The sequence below is a fragment of the Pseudomonas sp. BF-R-01 genome (genome assembly GCF_019946615.1).
Taxonomy (GTDB): domain Bacteria; phylum Pseudomonadota; class Gammaproteobacteria; order Pseudomonadales; family Pseudomonadaceae; genus Aquipseudomonas; species Aquipseudomonas migulae.
Genome location: NZ_JAGYFX010000028.1, coordinates 14,371 through 31,380, shown reverse-complemented (window position 1 = coordinate 31,380; position 17,010 = coordinate 14,371). Strand labels below are relative to the sequence as shown.

Sequence of the window (17,010 nt, the reverse complement as noted above, 5' to 3'; positions counted from 1 at the left end):
TATCCCCTACACGGCCAAGGCAGCGCCCCTATAAACGTGCTCACCTGAGCACCAAACCGCTTGATTTACGGGCTTTCGGCCTGGCATTGAGCGCGCAAGACCTTTGCACGAAGGACCTCGACCAGAGGACTCGGCTGCATAACAGGGCAAGTCATAATAATAAGGCCTGGTTACGCACACCTTGAGTGCACTTATTTAGACACTCGGAACTTAGCATGCCTGTACACGGCATTGTGGCGCCTGACTGCCGCACTTCCGAGCGCACTACAACTGCTGAACACACTTAATTCCGGCCATGTAATGGCTTGTTGAACACAGTCTTGTTAACGAGAGGTAAATGCGATGCGCATCAGCATATTTGGTTTGGGTTACGTCGGTGCAGTATGTGCCGGTTGCCTGTCTGCACGGGGCCATGACGTCGTTGGCGTCGATGTCGCCAAAGACAAGATCGATATGATCAACGCCGGTAAATCACCGATTGTTGAACCGGGCTTGGGCGAACTGCTGGCCAAGGGTATCGAGACCGGTCGACTGCGCGGTACGACCAACTTCGCGGAAGCGATTCGCGACACCGACCTGTCGATGATCTGCGTCGGCACGCCGAGCAAGAAGAACGGCGACCTGGAACTGAACTACATCGAAGCCGTGTGCCGCGAGATCGGTTTTGTCCTGCGTGACAAGACCACCCGCCACACCATCGTGGTTCGCAGCACCGTTTTGCCGGGCACTGTCGCAAACGTTGTCATCCCGATTCTCGAAGACTGCTCCGGCAAGAAAGCCGGTGTTGATTTCGGTGTGGCGGTGAACCCTGAGTTCCTGCGCGAAAGCACCGCGATCGCCGACTACGACCTGCCACCGATGACCGTCATCGGCGAATTCGACAAGGCGTCCGGCGACGTTCTGCAATCGCTGTACGAAGAACTCGACGCGCCGATCATCCGCAAGGACATCGCCGTTGCCGAGATGATCAAGTACACCTGCAACGTGTGGCACGCCACCAAGGTGACCTTCGCCAACGAAATCGGCAACATCGCCAAGGCGTGCGGCGTCGATGGTCGTGAAGTGATGGAAGTGGTCTGCCAGGACAAGACACTGAACCTGTCCCAGTACTACATGCGCCCTGGTTTCGCCTTCGGCGGTTCGTGCCTGCCCAAAGACGTGCGCGCCCTGACCTACCGCGCCGGCGCCCTGGACGTGGAATCGCCGCTGCTGAACTCGCTGATGCGCAGCAACGAATCCCAGGTGCAGAACGCCTTCGACATCGTTTCCAGCCACGACAAACGCAAAGTCGCCCTGCTGGGCCTGAGCTTCAAGGCCGGCACCGACGACCTGCGCGAAAGCCCGCTGGTTGATCTGGCAGAAATGCTGATCGGCAAAGGCTACGACCTGAGCATCTACGACGCCAACGTCGAATACGCCCGCGTTCACGGTGCGAACAAGGACTACATCGAGTCGAAGATTCCTCACGTCTCGTCCTTGCTCAACTCCGACTTCGACGAAGTGATCAACAACTCCGACGTGATCATCCTCGGCAACCGTGACGAGAAATTCCGCGCCCTGGCGCAGAACGCTCCGCACGGCAAGCAAGTGATCGACCTGGTCGGCTTCATGTCGAAAGCCACCAGCGTGAGTGGCCGCACCGAAGGCATCTGCTGGTAACACGCCGCGCTCTGTAGGAGCCAGGCTTGCCGGCGAACCAGGCGCCCCGGTGTGTCAGGCAGGCAGCCTTCGCGGGCAAGCCTCGCTCCTACAGTTTTTACGCCTGCCTTAACCCATTCGGGCCTCGCCCGAGATCGAGACGGATGCAGATTATGCACAGGCTAAAGCACGGCCTACTTCAGGCCGCCGGTTGGCTGTTTTACTTAAGTATTTTGATGGGCATCGCCATGGCGTTGCCTGTGTCCACGTTCGACTCCGAGTCGAAGGACTTCATTTTCCTGATCGGTATCGTCGGTATCTGGCGCTACTCGATGGGTGCCACGCACTTTCTGCGCGGCATGCTGTTTCTGTACGTGGTCTACCCGCACCTGCGGCGCAAAGTGCGCAAGCTGGGTAAAGCGGCAGACCCGTCCCATGTGTTTTTGATGGTCACCAGTTTCCGTATCGACGCGCTGACCACCGCACAGGTCTACGCCTCGGTGATCCGTGAAGCGATCGACTGCGGCCTGCCGACCACCATGGTCTGCTCCATCGTGGAAATGTCCGATGAGAAGCTGGTGAAAAGCCTGTGGACCAAGATGAATCCACCCGAGCGCGTCAAGCTCGACTTCGTGCGCATTCCCGGCACCGGCAAGCGTGATGGCCTGGCCTACGGTTTCCGCGCCATCTCCCGTCACCTGCCGGACGACCGCGCCGTGGTGGCTGTGATCGATGGCGACACCGTGCTCGCCGAAGGCGTCGTGCTCAAGACCGTGCCGTGGTTCCAGCTGTTCGGCAATGTCGGCGGCCTGACCACCAACGAGTTCTGCGAAGTACGCGGCGGCTACATCATGAGCGAGTGGCACAAACTGCGCTTCGCCCAGCGTCACATCAACATGTGCTCGATGGCCTTGTCCAAGCGCGTGCTGACCATGACCGGCCGCATGTCGGTGTTCCGCGCAACGGTCGTGACCAACCCGGACTTCATCGCCGATGTGGAAAGCGACTCGCTGCAACATTGGCGCCTGGGCCGCTTCAAGTTCCTCACCGGTGACGACAAGTCGAGCTGGTTCAGCCTGATGCGCCTGGGCTACGACACGTTCTACGTGCCCGACGCGGCGATCCACACCGTGGAACACCCGCCGGAAAAAAGCTTCATCAAGGCCAGCCGCAAACTGATGTTCCGCTGGTACGGCAACAACCTGCGCCAGAACTCCCGCGCCCTGGGCCTGGGGATGAAGCGCCTCGGCCTGTTCACCTCGGTGGTGCTGTTCGATCAGCGTGTATCGATGTGGACGTCCTTGCTGGGCCTGACCGTCGCGCTCATCGCGTCGTTCAAGTACGGCACCGCGTTCATCCTCGTTTACCTGCTGTGGATCGGCATCACCCGCCTGATCCTGACCCTGCTGCTGTCCTGCTCCGGTCACCGGATCGGCCCGGCTTACCCGGCGATTCTCTATTACAACCAGATCGTCGGCGCGCTGGTGAAAATCTACGTGTTCTTCCGCCTCGACCAACAGTCCTGGACTCGCCAGCCCACTTCCCTGACCCGTGATCTCGCCAGCTTTCAACGTTGGTTCAACACCTGGTCGTCTCGGACCATGACCTTCTCCGCCGGCAGCATTTTTGTCGCCGTGCTGCTGATGATGGTCTGACCGCCCCCTTATTGAATTAACCAGGAAATCGCCCCTATGAATACCGCCGTCAACGCCAATGTAGTGCATGAATCCGAAGCCCAGCGCCAACACGCCCGAGTGAAAATTCCGGCCAAGCTGCGTTTCTTCGGTCCGGACCGCACGCCGGTTGAAGCCCGGATCCTCGACCTCTCCGCCGGCGGCCTGGCGTTCAACGCCGGTCAGCTGCCGCTGAAGGTCGGCGATGTGCACAAGGCTCGCCTGCAGTTCGTCATCGATAACCTCGGCCTGGCCATGGACGTAGAGATGCAAGTGCGCTCCTTCGACCGCCAGACCGGCCGTGCCGGTTGCCAGTTCCAGAACCTGGAACCGCAAGACATCTCGACCCTGCGCCACCTGATCACTTCGCACCTGGCCGGCGACATCGTCAGCATGGGTGAAGTGCTGGCGACCCTGCAGCGCGACAACTTCACCAAAGCGCGCAAGGTCAAGGATGGCGGCCACGGCATGACCGCGTTCGGTCGCCTGCGCGCCGTGACCTTCAGCCTGGGGATTTTCCTCGTCGGTCTGGCGGCGTTCGGTTTCATTTTCAAATCGGTGTACGGCATGTACTTCGTCAGCCACGCGCAGGCAGGTCTGGTCAGCGTGCCGGGTATGAGCATCACCATGCCGCGTGACGGCACCGTGCAAAGCCTGATCAAGGCCGACGGCGTTGCCGCAAAAGGCGCTCCGCTGGCAACGTTCAGCACCAGCATGCTCGACGTGCTCAAGGGCCACCTTGACGACAATCAACTGCAACCGGCCAAGGTTGAAGAACTGTTCGGCAAGCAAATGACCGGCACCCTGACCTCGCCATGCGATTGCACCGTGGCCCAGCAACTGGTCGCCGACGGTCAGTACGCCAGCAAGGGCGACGTGATCTTCCAACTGGTGCCGCGTAACAGCGAAGCCAACGTTGAAGCGCGCTTCTCCTATCGCCAGTTCAGCGACGTGCGCCCAGGCACCAACGTCAACTTCCAGATTGCCGGCGAAGACAAAACCCGCACCGGCAAGATCGTCAGCAGCACCAGCCTGAAAAGCGCCGACCTGTCGTCCGACATCCGCGTGCTGATCCAGCCGGACGAACCGCTGGACAGCAAGTTCGCCGGTCGCCCGGTTGAAGTGAACAGTGACCGTGGCCCGAACCTGAACTGGCTGATCGATAAAGCCATGGCTTCCGGTCTTTAAGTCGAGGACATGCCTGTGACGACTCCTACCTTGAACACACCGCAGACCCTGTGGGAGCGAGCCTGCTCGCGATGGGATCAACGCGGTTCAACTGATGCACCGCGCAGCCTGAATCGCCAGCAGGCTGGCTCCCACATTGGAACAGTGTGTGCCTTGGCATTGGCCGTCAGCCTGGCCGGTTGCGCCGGTCTGCCCGACCAGCGTCTGGCCAATGAAGCGCTCAAGCGCGGCGACACCGCGCTGGCTCAGCAGAACTACAAGCAACTGGCCGAGCTGGGCTACAGCGAGGCCCAAGTAGGCCTCGCCGATATCCAGGTCGACAGCCGCGACCCGGCGCAGGTCAAGCAGGCCGAGGCGACTTACCGCGCGGCGGCCGACGTTTCGCCGCGAGCGCAGGCTCGCCTGGGTCGCTTGCTGGTGGCCAAACCCGGCTCCACCGAAGCCGAACAGCACGAAGCTGAAGCCCTGCTGAAAAAGGCTTCGGCCAATGGCGAAGGCAACACGCTGATCCCGCTGGCGATGCTGTACCTGCAATACCCGCACAGTTTCCCCAACGTCAACGCGCAACAGCAGATCAGCCAATGGCGCGCCGAAGGCAAACCGGAAGCCGGCCTGGCCCAGGTGCTGCTCTATCGCACCCAAGGCACTTACGACCAGCACCTGGACGAAGTCGCAACGATCTGCAAAGCGGCGTTGAACACCACCGACATCTGCTACGTCGAGCTGGCCACGGTTTACCAGAAACAAGGCAAACCGGAACAGCAAGCCGAGCTGATCAAGCAGATGCAAGCGGCACATACCCGTGGCACCGTTTCCGCTCAGCGCGTGGACAGCGTCGCTCGTGTGCTCGGTGATGCAAGCCTGGGCAAGACCGACGAAAAAACAGCTCAGGCACTGCTCGAAGACATCGCCCCCGCCTACCCCGCTTCGTGGGTCAGCCTGGCGCAATTGCTCTACGACTTCCCGGAACTCGGCGACGTCGACATGATGATGAAGTACCTGGACAACGGCCGCGCCGCTGACCAGCCGCGCGCCGAACTGTTGCTCGGCAAGCTCTACTACGAAGGCAAATGGGTGCCGGCCGACGCGAAAGTCGCCGAAGCACATTTCCAGAAAGCCGTCGGCAAGGAAGTCGCCGCCGATTACTACCTCGGCCAGATCTACCGTCGCGGTTACCTGGGCAAGGTCTATTCGCAGAAGGCACTGGACCACTTGCTGACCGCTGCGCGCAACGGCCAGAACAGCGCCGACTTCGCCATCGCCCAGCTGTTTTCCCAAGGCAAGGGCACCAAGCCCGACCCGCTTAACGCTTATGTCTTCAGCCAATTGGCCAAGGCCCAGAACACTCCGCAGGCCACCGAGCTTGCGCAAACTCTCGAAGCCCAACTGCCGCCTGCCCAGCTGGCCGAGGCCCAACGCCTGTTGAAACAAGAACAGGCCGTTCGTGGTGCCTTGAGCCAGAACACGCTGGAACTGCATGCCCTGCAAGAAGAAGACGGCGAGGAATCCCTATGAAGTTGAATCCATTCATGAAGGCCGGTATCGGCCTGACGTTTGCGCTGATCTGGTCTTGCCCGACCCTGGCGGCAATCACCGAAACCAAGAATTTCGGTCTGGACGTAAAAATCACCGGCCAGTCCGAAGACGACCGTGACCTCGGCACTGCCAGCGGCGGCGACGTCAATGGCGTCGGTCTCGACCTGCGTCCCTGGGTCTACGGCGAAAGCGGCGCGTGGAGCGCCTACGCCATGGGTCAGGCCGTGACGTCCACCGACATCATCGAAACCGACACCTTGCAGCAGTCCGACAGCGACGGCACCCAGACCACCGACAACGGTGATCGCAAGACCAAGAAAAACTACCTGGCGATGCGCGAATTCTGGGTTGGCTACAGCGGCCTGACGCCATATCCGGGCGAGCAGTTGAAGCTCGGTCGTCAACGCCTGCGCAACGACGACGGCCAATGGCGCGACACCAACATCGAAGCCCTGAACTGGACCTTCGACACCACACTGTTGCGCGCCAACGTCGGCGTCGCCGAACGTTTCAGCGAATACCGCACCGACCTCAAAGAGTTGGCGCCGAAAGACAAGGATCGCTTGCACCTCTACGCCGACGCGGCGTATCAGTGGACACCGGGCAACTGGGTCGGCATTCGCGGTCATCACACCCACGATGACGGCAAGCTCGATTACCCGGAACCGGGTGTGCCCGGCGACTCGCTGGACAAGAAACAGAACGGCGACATCAGCTGGCTCGGCCTCACCGCTGACAGCGACGCCTACAACTACCGCAACACCAACACCGTCAATTACTGGGGCAGCGTCACCGGCATGAGCGGCGACACCGACACGGTGAATCAGCTCAACGCCGATGGCTCGCGCCCGACGGAAGCCAAGCGCGGTGAAGACCTCAACGGCTGGGCCACCGATATCGGCGTGCGCCTGCGCCTCGATCCGCAATGGCAAGTGGGTGCAGCCTATGCCCGCGCCAGTGCCGATTACGAACAGAACGGCCTGGAAAGCAACCGCTCGAACTACACCGGTACTCGCTCGCGGGTTCACCGTTTCGGCGAAGCGTTCCGTGGCGAAATGAACAACATGCAGACCGCTACGTTGTTCGGTTCGTGGATGCTCAACGACGAATACGACGCCAGCGTGATCTACCACAAGTTCTGGCGCGTTGACGGCAACAAGCCGGTCGGCAGCAACGGCATCAACGCCGTCGAGAACGACACCGATCCAACCGGCGCGATTCTCTCCAGCACGTCCCTGCCGCTGGAAGATGGCAACAAAGACCTCGGCCAGGAAATGGACCTTGTGGTCACCAAGTACTTCAAGCAAGGCCTGTTGCCTGCCGCGCTGAGCCAGTCGATCGACGAACCGTCGGCCCTGGTGCGCTTGCGTGGCGGTGTGTTCAAGCCGGGCGATGCCTATGGCAAAGAAGTCGACTCGTACATGCACCGCGCGTTCATCGACGTGATCTGGCGCTTCTGATGCGAACCGCTAAGGGAGTTCCTGACATGAACAGTCCGAAGAGAGGCTCGTTGACCTTGCTGGCCGGCGCGATGCTGCTGGCAAGCTCGGCTTGCTTCGCCAACGTGGAACCGGCGGCTCCTAACCCGTTGAAGCCGGTAACCATGGCCAAGGAACTGCAGCAGGCCAAGACCTACACCGTCAGCAGCGCCCCGACCGCGCCGCTGGAACTGGAAAAGCCGACACTGCCAGACACCGCCGGCTACACCGCCGACGCCATCGCCGCGAAAATCGTGCGCACCAAGGCCGGCAAAATCAGTGTGCGTCGGATGATGCAAGAGAACGCGCTGAAGGACTTCATCGGCGGCGACAACAAGATGGCCGAATGGGTGGTGCGTCAGCACGGTATCCCGCAGGCGATCTTCATCGACGACGGCTACATGAACCTCAAGGACCTGGCGAAGAAGCTGCCCAAGCAGTACTTCAGCGAAACCTCGCCGGGCGTGTTCCTGGCGAAGTTGCCGATTGTGGTCGGTGAGAAAGGCATCCTCGAAATCGACAAGCAGACCCAGGAATTGCGCCTGTCCCAAGAGGCCGGTTCATTCCTGGTCAACGACGGCCAGCTGTTTGTGCGCGACACCAAAATCACTGGCTGGCGCGAGAAGGACAACGGCCCGGCGACGTTCAAGTCGCCGAAGGAATTCCGTCCGTTCCTGCTGGCCTGGGGCGGCACCCAGACCTACATCGCCAACAGCAAGATGGCCAGTTTCGGCTACGCCAACAGTAAGTCGTATGGCGTGAGTATTTCCCAGTACACGCCGAACATGGCCAAGGTGCTCAAGCGTCCTGAACCGACCGGCTGGATCGTCGGCTCCGAGTTCTCGGACATGTGGTACGGCTTCTACTGCTACGAAACCCGCGACTTCGTGGTCAAGGGCAACACCTACAAAGACAACATCGTCTACGGCATCGACCCGCATGACCGTTCGCACGGTCTGATCATCGCCGACAACACCGTTTACGGGACCAAGAAGAAGCACGGGATCATCATTTCCCGTGAGGTCAACGACAGCTTCATCTTCAACAACCGCAGCTACGACAACAAGTTGTCGGGCCTGGTGATCGACCGGAACAGCGTCAACAACATCATCGCCTACAACGAGATCTACAAGAACCACACCGACGGCATCACCCTCTACGAGAGTGCCGACAACCTGCTGTGGGCGAACAAGGTGATCAGCAACCGTCGCCACGGCATCCGCATTCGTAACAGCGTGAACATTCGCCTGTACGAAAACCTGTCCATGGCCAACGGCCTGACCGGCGTCTACGGCCACATCAAGGACCTGAGCGACACCGACCGGGACATCAAGCTCGACCCGTTCGATGCCCAGGTGTCGCTGATCGTTGTCGGCGGTGAACTGGCCGGCAACGGCAGTGGCCCGCTGTCCATCGACTCGCCGCTGAGCGTCGAGCTGTATCGCGTGTCCATGCTTGCCCCGACCAAATCCAGCGGCATCAGCTTCAGCGGGATTCTCGGCGAGCGTCAGGATGAAATTCTCGACCTGCTGGTACGCCAGCAGAAAGCCGTGCTGATCGACCCTGTCGAACGCCAGACCGAAATGCGGGACTGAGGATAATTTTATGCACCCACACTTGATCAAATTACTCAGCCTGTCGGCCCTGACCGCCGGCATTCTCGCGGCCAGCGGCGGCGTTCGTGCAGATGAAGCCAAAGCGCCGACCTTCAGCGCCGAACCGTGCTGCAACCTGTGCCCCGAAGCCCACGACGCGAAGAACTACACCACGCGTTATCAGCAGAACTTCACCACGCTGGTGCAGGCTCAGGGTGACTGGTTGTTCCGTACGCAAGAAGACTTGCGCACCGAATTCGACACCACCCCCGCCGGCTACAAACGCATGAAAGAACTGCACGATGCGTTCAAGAGCAAAGGCGTGGAGCTGGTGATTGTTTACCAACCCACTCGTGGCCTGGTGAACCGCAACAAGCTCAACCCGGAAGACAAGGCCAGGTTCGATTTCGACAAGGCGCTGAGAAACTACAAGACCATGCTCGGCCGCTTTGCCGCCATGGGTTACGTGGTGCCGGACCTGTCGCCGCTGACCAACGAATCGCTGCCCGATACCCTGCCCGCCCACGACTTCTACTTCCGTGGCGATCAGCACTGGACTCCGTATGGCGCCCAGCGCACGGCAAAAATCGTCGGCGAGAAAATCAAGCAACTGCCTGAGTTTGCCGGCATTCCCAAGCGTGAATTCGAGAGCCACAAGTCGGGTCGCATGGGCAAGACCGGAACGTTACACAACATGGCCGGTCAACTCTGTGGCACCAGCTACGCGATCCAGTACATGGATCAATTCACTACCGAGCCAAAAGGCGAAGCAGCGGATGGCGATCTGTTCAGTGATTCCGGCAACCCGGAAATCACCCTGGTCGGCACCAGCCACAGTGGCAAGAACTACAACTTCGCCGGTTTCCTCGAAGAGGCCATCGGCGCCGACATCCTCAACGTGGCGTTCCCCGGCGGTGGCCTGGAAGGTTCGATGCTGCAGTACCTGGGCAGCGAAGAGTTCCAGACCAAGCCACCGAAGATTCTGATCTGGGAGTTCTCGCCGCTCTATCGCCTCGACCAGGAAACCATCTACCGCCAGATGATGGCGCTGCTGGACAACGGTTGCGAAGGCAAGGATGCACAGATGTCCGGCAGCACCACGTTGAAACCGGGCAAGAACGAATTGATGGTCAACAGCAAGAACCTGAACCTGCAAAACAGCAGTCACCAGGTCGACATCCGTTTCGCCGATCCGTCGGTGAAAACCCTGCAAGCCACCCTCTGGTACATGAACGGTCGCCACGAGGACATCAAGATCGAAAAACCGGAAACCTCCGACACCGACGGGCGTTTCGCCTTTGAGTTGCGCACGGACGAAGACTGGGCCTCGCAGAATCTGCTGGCCGTCGAAATCCAGGGTCCTGAAGCAGGTGCCGCGCAGCAGAAAGTCGAAGCGAAAATCTGCAAACGCAACGTGTTCCCGAGTGCCGAGCAGCGTACTGCTTCGGTCGGGCAATGAGGCAATCATGCAAACCCGAACTTTGAAAAAACTACTCGCGCCCTCCCTGCTGACGCTGGCCATGTTCGCCGGCGCCACCCAGGCCGCCGCGCCGCTGCGTCCGCCACAGGGTTACTTCGCGCCGATTGAAAAAGTCAAAACCGGCGACAGCAAAGAAGGCTGTGACGCGATGCCGACGCCGTACACCGGCGCGCTGCAATTTCGCAGCAAATACGAAGGTTCCGACAAGGCCCGTTCGACCCTGAACGAGGTATCGGAAAAAGCCTTCCGCGACACCACCGCCGACATCACCAAGATCGAGCGCGGCACCAGCAAGCGCGTGATGCAGTTCATGCGTGACGGTCGCCCGGAACAGCTCGAATGCACGCTGAACTGGTTGACCGCCTGGGCCAAGGCCGATGCGTTGATGTCCAAAGACTTCAACCACACCGGCAAATCGATGCGCAAATGGGCGTTGGGCAGCATGGCGTCTTCGTACATCCGCCTGAAATTCTCCGACTCGCATCCGTTGGCGAACCACCAGCAAGAGTCGCAGTTGATTGAAGCCTGGTTCAGCAAAATGGCCGATCAGGTGGTCAGCGATTGGGACAACCTGCCGCTGGAACAAACCAACAACCACTCGTACTGGGCCGCCTGGTCGGTGATGGCAACGTCCGTCGCCACCAACCGCCGCGACCTGTTCGACTGGGCCGTGAAGGAATACAAGGTCGGCGCCAATCAGGTCGACGCCCAAGGCTTCTTGCCCAACGAACTCAAGCGCCAGCAACGCGCCCTCGCCTATCACAACTACGCCCTGCCACCGCTGGCGATGATCGCCAGTTTCGCTCAGGTCAACGGTGTGGATCTGCGTCAGGAAAACAACGGCGCGTTGAAACGTTTGGGTGATCGAGTGCTCGCCGGGGTTAAAGACCCCGACATCTTCGAGAACAAGAACGGCAAGGAACAGGACATGACCGACCTCAAGGTCGACTCGAAATTCGCCTGGCTCGAACCGTTCTGCACGCTCTACACCTGCTCGCCGGATGTGCTTGAGAAAAAGCACGAGATGCAGCCGTTCAAGACCTTCCGCCTCGGGGGTGACCTGACCAAGGTCTACGACCCGGCGAACGAAAAAGGCAAAGGTTCTTAACGCATAACCCTTGTAGGAGCGAGGCTTGCCCGCGAAGAACGATGACACGGTTCATCAGTTCCACCGCGTAACGGCCTTCGCGGGCAAGCCTCGCTCCTACAAGGATCGCGGTGGTTTGAATGCAATACATCTCCCCCGTTTTTTCGTGGGGGGGTTTGGGGGGGCTGCGGCCCTTGACTGTTGGTTAAACATGGAGAGACCGGGATGGTATTTTCATCCAACGTGTTCCTGTTTTTGTTCCTGCCGATCTTTCTCGGCATGTACTACTTGAGCGGAATACGCTATCGCAACCTGCTGCTGCTGATCGCCAGCTATGTGTTCTATGCCTGGTGGCGCGTGGACTTCCTGGCGTTGTTCGCCGCCGTCACGCTGTGGAACTACTGGATCGGCCTCAAAGTCGGCGCCGCAGGCGTTCGGACCAAACCGGCCCAGCGCTGGCTGCTGCTCGGCGTGGCCGTCGACCTGTGCATTCTCGGCTACTTCAAGTACGCCAACTTCGGTGTCGACAGCATCAACGCGATGATGACGTCGGTGGGTCTGTCGCCGTTCATCCTGACCCACGTGCTGTTGCCGATCGGGATCTCGTTCTACATCTTCGAGTCCATCAGCTACATCATCGACGTCTACCGTGGTGACACCCCGGCAACACGCAACCTGATCGACTTTGCGGCGTTCGTGGCGATCTTCCCGCACCTGATTGCCGGCCCGGTATTGCGTTTCCGCGACCTCGCCGACCAGTTCAACAACCGCACCCATACCCTCGACAAGTTCTCCGAGGGCTGCACGCGGTTCATGCAGGGTTTCATCAAGAAGGTCTTCATCGCCGACACCCTCGCGGTGGTGGCCGACCATTGCTTCGCCTTGCAGAACCCGACCACGGGCGATGCCTGGCTCGGCGCGCTGGCGTACACCGCGCAGTTGTATTTCGACTTCTCCGGTTACAGCGACATGGCCATCGGCCTGGGCTTGATGATGGGTTTCCGCTTCATGGAAAACTTCAAGCAGCCGTACATCAGCCAGTCGATCACCGAGTTCTGGCGTCGCTGGCACATCAGCCTGTCCACCTGGCTGCGTGACTACCTGTACATCACGCTGGGCGGTAACCGCAAAGGCACGCTGATGACCTATCGCAACCTGTTCCTGACCATGCTGCTCGGTGGTCTGTGGCACGGCGCGAACATCACCTACATCGTGTGGGGTGCGTGGCACGGCATGTGGCTGGCAATTGAAAAAGCCCTGGGCCTGAACACTTCGCCGCGCAGCATCAACCCGATCCGCTGGGCGCTGACCTTCCTGCTGGTAGTGATGGGCTGGGTGATCTTCCGCGCCGAAAACCTGCACGTCGCCGGCCGCATGTACGGCGCGATGTTCAGCTTCGGCGAGTGGTCGCTGTCGGAACTCAACGAGGCCAACCTCACCGGTCTGCAAGTGGCGACTCTGGTGGTGGCGTACGCAACCCTGGCGTTCTTCGGCATCCGTGACTTCTACAGCAACCAGCCACCGGTCAAGACCAAACCTGCGGTCAACGTCGAGGCGGATGGCCCTGCCGGTGCGACACCAGGAATGATCAAAGCCGTACCGGGCGACAACCCGGCCAGCATCCACCAACCGGGTTACACCGTTGGCGTTGAAGCCACCGTGCAACCGGCTTACTGGACGGCGGACTGGTCGCGTTACGTGATGCGCACGCTGGTACTGGTGCTGTTCATTGCCTCGATTTTCAAACTCTCGGCGCAAAGCTTCTCGCCGTTCCTTTACTTCCAGTTCTGAGGGATCTGACCATGACCCGCTCATTACGCATCTTCTATATCAGCCTGTTTATGGTGACCTTGCTGGTCCTGGGCCTGTGGTCGACGCGCAGCTTCTTCGGCTTCAGCACCAACGCCGATGCGACGGTGCTCAATGGCCGCTGGGCCAAGGCTGTCGAAACGCACTACGACGAAGAGTTCCCGATCAAGCGCCTGGGCACCAACCTCTGGGCTGCGCTGGATTTCAAACTGTTCAACGAAGGTCGTCCGGGCGTCGTGCTCGGTCGCGATCAGTGGTTGTACAGCGATGAAGAATTCAACCCGATCGTCAACGAAGAGTTGAACCTGCAAGGCAACTACGCGCTGGTCGAAGGCGTGCGCCAGGAACTGAAAGAGAAAGGCGTGAAACTGGTGATGGCGATCGTGCCGGCCAAGACTCGCCTGTATCCGGAACACCTGGGCGAAGTTAAGCCTTCGAGTATTCACGCCAATCTTTATGAGGACTTCCACGCTCGTCTGGCGGCCAACAAGATCCTCGCACCCGACCTGTATGGCCCCCTGCTGAAGGCCAAGCTCGACGGTCAGCAAGTGTTCCTGCGCACCGACACCCACTGGACCCCGGAAGGCGCGCAAATCGCCGCCCAGACCCTGGCCAAAACCATTGCCGAGAAAACCCCGCTCAGCGGCGAGCCTCAACGCTTCGTCACCGAGCCGGCAGAGAAAGTGACCCACAAGGGTGACCTGCGTTTGTTCCTGCCGCTCGACCCACTGTTCGAAAACCTGATGCCGGCGACCGAGCCGCTGCAGAAGCGCAACACCGTGGTGGCCGACGATCAGGCTGGCGGTGATGACGCGCTGTTCGCCAACACCGAAGTGCCGGTGGCCCTGATCGGCACCAGCTACAGCGCCAACCCGAACTGGAACTTCGTCGGCGCGCTGAAAGAAGCGCTGAACAGCGACGTGGTCAATTACGCCGAAGACGGCCACGGCCCGATTCTGCCGATGCTCAGCTACCTGAAAAGCGATGCCTTCAAGAACAGCCCGCCACAGGTGCTGATCTGGGAGTTTCCTGAACGTTATCTGCCTGTGAACAACGAAATCGGCGACGCCGACCCGCAGTGGGTCGCAGCGCTCAAAGAAGCCGGCGCTCGCCAACAAAACGTAGCCGTAAACACTAAATCCGAGACGCCCGACCGGGCGCAAAACTGAAAGAGAGGTACACCATGACTTTCACTACTACTCCTCGCCGTCTCGCCAAGACCTTTGCTCTGGCCGCAACCTTCAGCGTGCTGTCCATGAACGCCTTCGCCGCCGGTGACTCGGCCCTCTACGGTCCGACCGCGCCTAAAGGTTCGAGCTTCGTACGGGTCTATAACGCCGGTAACGCTGAAGTCAGCGCCACCGTCGGCAGCACCAGCCTGAGCGACGTCGCACCGCTGTCCAGCACAGACTTCAGCTTCATGCCGGGCGGCGACTACAGCGCCAAGGTCGGCAGCCAGACCCTGCCGGTGAAACTGGCCGGCGATCACTATTACACCCTGGTCAACAACGCCAGCGGCGCGCCGCAACTGATCGAAGAGCCGCCGTTCAAGAACAAGCAGAAATCCCTGGTTCGCGTACAGAACCTGAGCGACAAGGCCCTGACCCTGAAAACCGCCGACGGCAAGACCGAAGTGGTCCCGTCCGTGGCCGCCAAGGGCCGTGGCGAGCGTGAAATCAACCCGGTCAAAGTCAGCCTGGCGCTATACGATGGCGCCACAAAAGTGGGCGACGTGAAACCGGTTGCCCTGGAACGCGGTGAAGCGGCGGTGCTGTACGTCACCGGCAACGGCAGCAGCCTGTCGCCAGTCTGGGTAAAACGCCCGGTTTCGACGCGCTAACAAATTTACCCGGTTGACCCGTGCCCTGTAGGAGCACGGCTTGCCGGCGAAGAGGCCCTCGAGACCGCCTTCGCTGGCAAGCCATGCTCCTACAAGGGACCGAGATGTCAATCGGGACACGAAACAAAAACAAGAGTGAAACGACAGAACGCAGTAGCTCTGACCCATACGATTTTCAAGGAGTAACAACATGATTCCGGTGATCTTGTCAGGTGGTAGTGGCTCACGTCTTTGGCCGCTTTCCCGTAAGCAGTTTCCTAAACAATTCCTCGCCCTGACCGGCGAACACACGCTGTTCCAGCAAACCCTGGAACGCCTGGTGTTCGAAGGCATGGACACCCCGATCGTGGTCTGCAACAAAGACCACCGCTTCATCGTCAACGAGCAACTGAGCAACCGTAAGCTGGAAACCCAGCGCATCCTGATGGAACCGTTCGGCCGCAACACCGCGCCGGCCGTGGCCCTGACCGCGATGATGCTGGTCAACGAAGGTCGTGACGAACTGATGCTGGTGCTGCCGGCCGACCACGTACTGGAAGACCAGAAAGCCCTGCAACGCGCCCTGGCCCTGGCCACCGTCGCCGCCGAAAACGGCGAAATGGTGCTGTTCGGCGTCCCGGCCACCAAACCGGAAACCGGCTACGGCTACATCAAGTCGACCAACGACTCGCTGCTGCCGGAAGGCGTCAGCCGCGTCTCGCACTTCGTTGAAAAACCGGACGTGAAACGCGCCACCGAGTTCGTCCAGTCCGGCGGTTACTTCTGGAACAGCGGCATGTTCCTGTTCCGCGCCAGCCGCTTCCTCGAAGAGCTGAAAAAGCACGATCCGGACATCTACGACACCTGCCTGCTGACCCTGGAACGCAGCCAACAGGACGCCGACACCGTCACCATCGACGAAGCCACCTTCGCCTGCTGCCCGGACAATTCCATCGATTACTCGGTCATGGAAAAAACCCAGCGCGCCTGCGTCGTACCGCTGACTGCGGGCTGGAGCGATGTCGGTTGCTGGTCGTCGCTGTGGGAAGTGAACGAGAAAGACGCCAACGGCAACGTCACCAAAGGCGATGTGGTCATTCAGGACAGCAAGAACTGCATGATCCACGGCAACGGCAAACTGGTGTCGGTGATCGGCCTGGAAAACATCGTGGTCGTCGAAACCAAGGACGCCATGATGATCGCCCACAAGGACAAGGTCCAAGGCGTGAAACAGATGGTCAACACCCTCAACGAACAGGGCCGCAGCGAAACCCAGAACCACTGCGAAGTCTATCGTCCGTGGGGCTCCTACGACTCGGTCGACATGGGCGGGCGCTTCCAGGTCAAGCACATCTCGGTCAAACCGGGCGCGTGCCTGTCACTGCAAATGCACCACCACCGCGCCGAACACTGGATCGTGGTCAGCGGCACCGCTGAAGTGACCTGCGACGAGAACGTGTTCCTGCTGTGCGAGAACCAGTCGACCTACATTCCGATCGCTTCGGTTCACCGTTTGCGCAACCCGGGCAAGATTCCACTTGAGATTATCGAAGTGCAATCGGGCAGCTATCTGGGTGAGGACGATATCGAGCGGTTTGAAGATATCTATGGTCGGTCTACGCCGATTGAGCGTGGGGTTTCGGTGAAAACCATCGCGCAGTAAGTCATCGGTAAAAAGAAGCCCCCATCCAGATCACTGCGTTCCCT

12 protein-coding genes are annotated in these 17,010 nt (G+C 60.0%); all 12 read left to right on the top strand.

Features of this window, described 5'->3' with window-relative positions; genetic code table 11:
- The first annotated feature begins 342 nt into the window (after positions 1–342).
- The 12 genes from KGB27_RS12980 (at position 343) to KGB27_RS12925 (ending at position 16,966) form a co-directional block, all read left to right on the top strand.
- The gene (locus KGB27_RS12980; RefSeq protein WP_008044520.1) at positions 343–1,659 is read left to right on the top strand and encodes a nucleotide sugar dehydrogenase; all 1,317 of its coding nucleotides are present in this window, start codon (positions 343–345) and stop codon (positions 1,657–1,659) included.
- 152 nt (positions 1,660–1,811) lie between these two features.
- Positions 1,812–3,293: a mannuronan synthase gene (gene alg8 / locus KGB27_RS12975; protein ID WP_392885477.1), complete on the top strand. Its 1,482-nt coding sequence runs from the start codon at positions 1,812–1,814 to the stop codon at positions 3,291–3,293.
- A gap of 36 nt (positions 3,294–3,329) precedes the next feature.
- Positions 3,330–4,499, top strand: a complete 1,170-nt coding sequence (locus KGB27_RS12970; protein ID WP_223554768.1) for an alginate biosynthesis protein Alg44 — start codon at positions 3,330–3,332, stop codon at positions 4,497–4,499.
- A 15-nt stretch (positions 4,500–4,514) separates the two neighbouring features.
- Entirely contained in the window at positions 4,515–6,014 is a 1,500-nt protein-coding gene (gene algK / locus KGB27_RS12965; protein WP_411736701.1) for an alginate biosynthesis TPR repeat lipoprotein AlgK, read from the top strand.
- The gene (locus KGB27_RS12960) at positions 6,011–7,495 is read left to right on the top strand and encodes an alginate export family protein (RefSeq protein ID WP_008044507.1); all 1,485 of its coding nucleotides are present in this window, start codon (positions 6,011–6,013) and stop codon (positions 7,493–7,495) included. The genes algK and KGB27_RS12960 overlap by 4 nt, the downstream gene beginning before the upstream one ends.
- 26 nt (positions 7,496–7,521) lie before the next feature.
- Complete coding sequence (algG, locus tag KGB27_RS12955) at positions 7,522–9,108, top strand: mannuronan 5-epimerase AlgG (RefSeq protein WP_223554763.1); 1,587 nt, start codon at positions 7,522–7,524, stop codon at positions 9,106–9,108.
- A gap of 10 nt (positions 9,109–9,118) precedes the next feature.
- Positions 9,119–10,567 carry an alginate O-acetyltransferase gene (locus KGB27_RS12950; RefSeq protein ID WP_192227782.1) on the top strand — a complete coding sequence of 483 codons (1,449 nt, stop codon included), beginning with the start codon at positions 9,119–9,121 and terminating at the stop codon, positions 10,565–10,567.
- A 7-nt stretch (positions 10,568–10,574) separates the two neighbouring features.
- A complete protein-coding gene (locus KGB27_RS12945) occupies positions 10,575–11,696 on the top strand; it encodes a mannuronate-specific alginate lyase (protein WP_008025363.1) in 1,122 nt (373 codons plus the stop codon).
- A gap of 204 nt (positions 11,697–11,900) precedes the next feature.
- Positions 11,901–13,466, top strand: a complete 1,566-nt coding sequence (locus KGB27_RS12940) for an MBOAT family O-acyltransferase (RefSeq protein WP_008025362.1) — start codon at positions 11,901–11,903, stop codon at positions 13,464–13,466.
- Between the two features lie 11 nt (positions 13,467–13,477).
- Positions 13,478–14,653: an alginate O-acetyltransferase gene (locus tag KGB27_RS12935; RefSeq protein WP_223436089.1), complete on the top strand. Its 1,176-nt coding sequence runs from the start codon at positions 13,478–13,480 to the stop codon at positions 14,651–14,653.
- A 14-nt stretch (positions 14,654–14,667) separates the two neighbouring features.
- A complete protein-coding gene (locus tag KGB27_RS12930; RefSeq protein WP_008025358.1) occupies positions 14,668–15,324 on the top strand; it encodes an alginate O-acetyltransferase AlgF in 657 nt (218 codons plus the stop codon).
- 190 nt (positions 15,325–15,514) lie between these two features.
- Positions 15,515–16,966: a mannose-1-phosphate guanylyltransferase/mannose-6-phosphate isomerase gene (locus KGB27_RS12925; RefSeq protein WP_223554760.1), complete on the top strand. Its 1,452-nt coding sequence runs from the start codon at positions 15,515–15,517 to the stop codon at positions 16,964–16,966.
- Positions 16,967–17,010 lie beyond the last annotated feature (44 nt).

Bases quoted from the DNA above. Each gene is read 5' to 3' on its own strand.
- algG (WP_223554763.1), top strand. From the start codon at position 7,522: ATGAACAGTCCGAAGAGAGGCTCGTTGACCTTGCTGGCCGGCGCGATG.
- KGB27_RS12960 (WP_008044507.1), top strand. From the start codon at position 6,011: ATGAAGTTGAATCCATTCATGAAGGCCGGTATCGGCCTGACGTTTGCG.
- KGB27_RS12950 (WP_192227782.1), top strand. From the start codon at position 9,119: ATGCACCCACACTTGATCAAATTACTCAGCCTGTCGGCCCTGACCGCC.
- alg8 (WP_392885477.1), top strand. From the start codon at position 1,812: ATGCACAGGCTAAAGCACGGCCTACTTCAGGCCGCCGGTTGGCTGTTT.
- KGB27_RS12970 (WP_223554768.1), top strand. From the start codon at position 3,330: ATGAATACCGCCGTCAACGCCAATGTAGTGCATGAATCCGAAGCCCAG.
- KGB27_RS12940 (WP_008025362.1), top strand. From the start codon at position 11,901: ATGGTATTTTCATCCAACGTGTTCCTGTTTTTGTTCCTGCCGATCTTT.
- KGB27_RS12945 (WP_008025363.1), top strand. From the start codon at position 10,575: ATGCAAACCCGAACTTTGAAAAAACTACTCGCGCCCTCCCTGCTGACG.
- KGB27_RS12925 (WP_223554760.1), top strand. From the start codon at position 15,515: ATGATTCCGGTGATCTTGTCAGGTGGTAGTGGCTCACGTCTTTGGCCG.
- KGB27_RS12930 (WP_008025358.1), top strand. From the start codon at position 14,668: ATGACTTTCACTACTACTCCTCGCCGTCTCGCCAAGACCTTTGCTCTG.
- KGB27_RS12935 (WP_223436089.1), top strand. From the start codon at position 13,478: ATGACCCGCTCATTACGCATCTTCTATATCAGCCTGTTTATGGTGACC.
- KGB27_RS12980 (WP_008044520.1), top strand. From the start codon at position 343: ATGCGCATCAGCATATTTGGTTTGGGTTACGTCGGTGCAGTATGTGCC.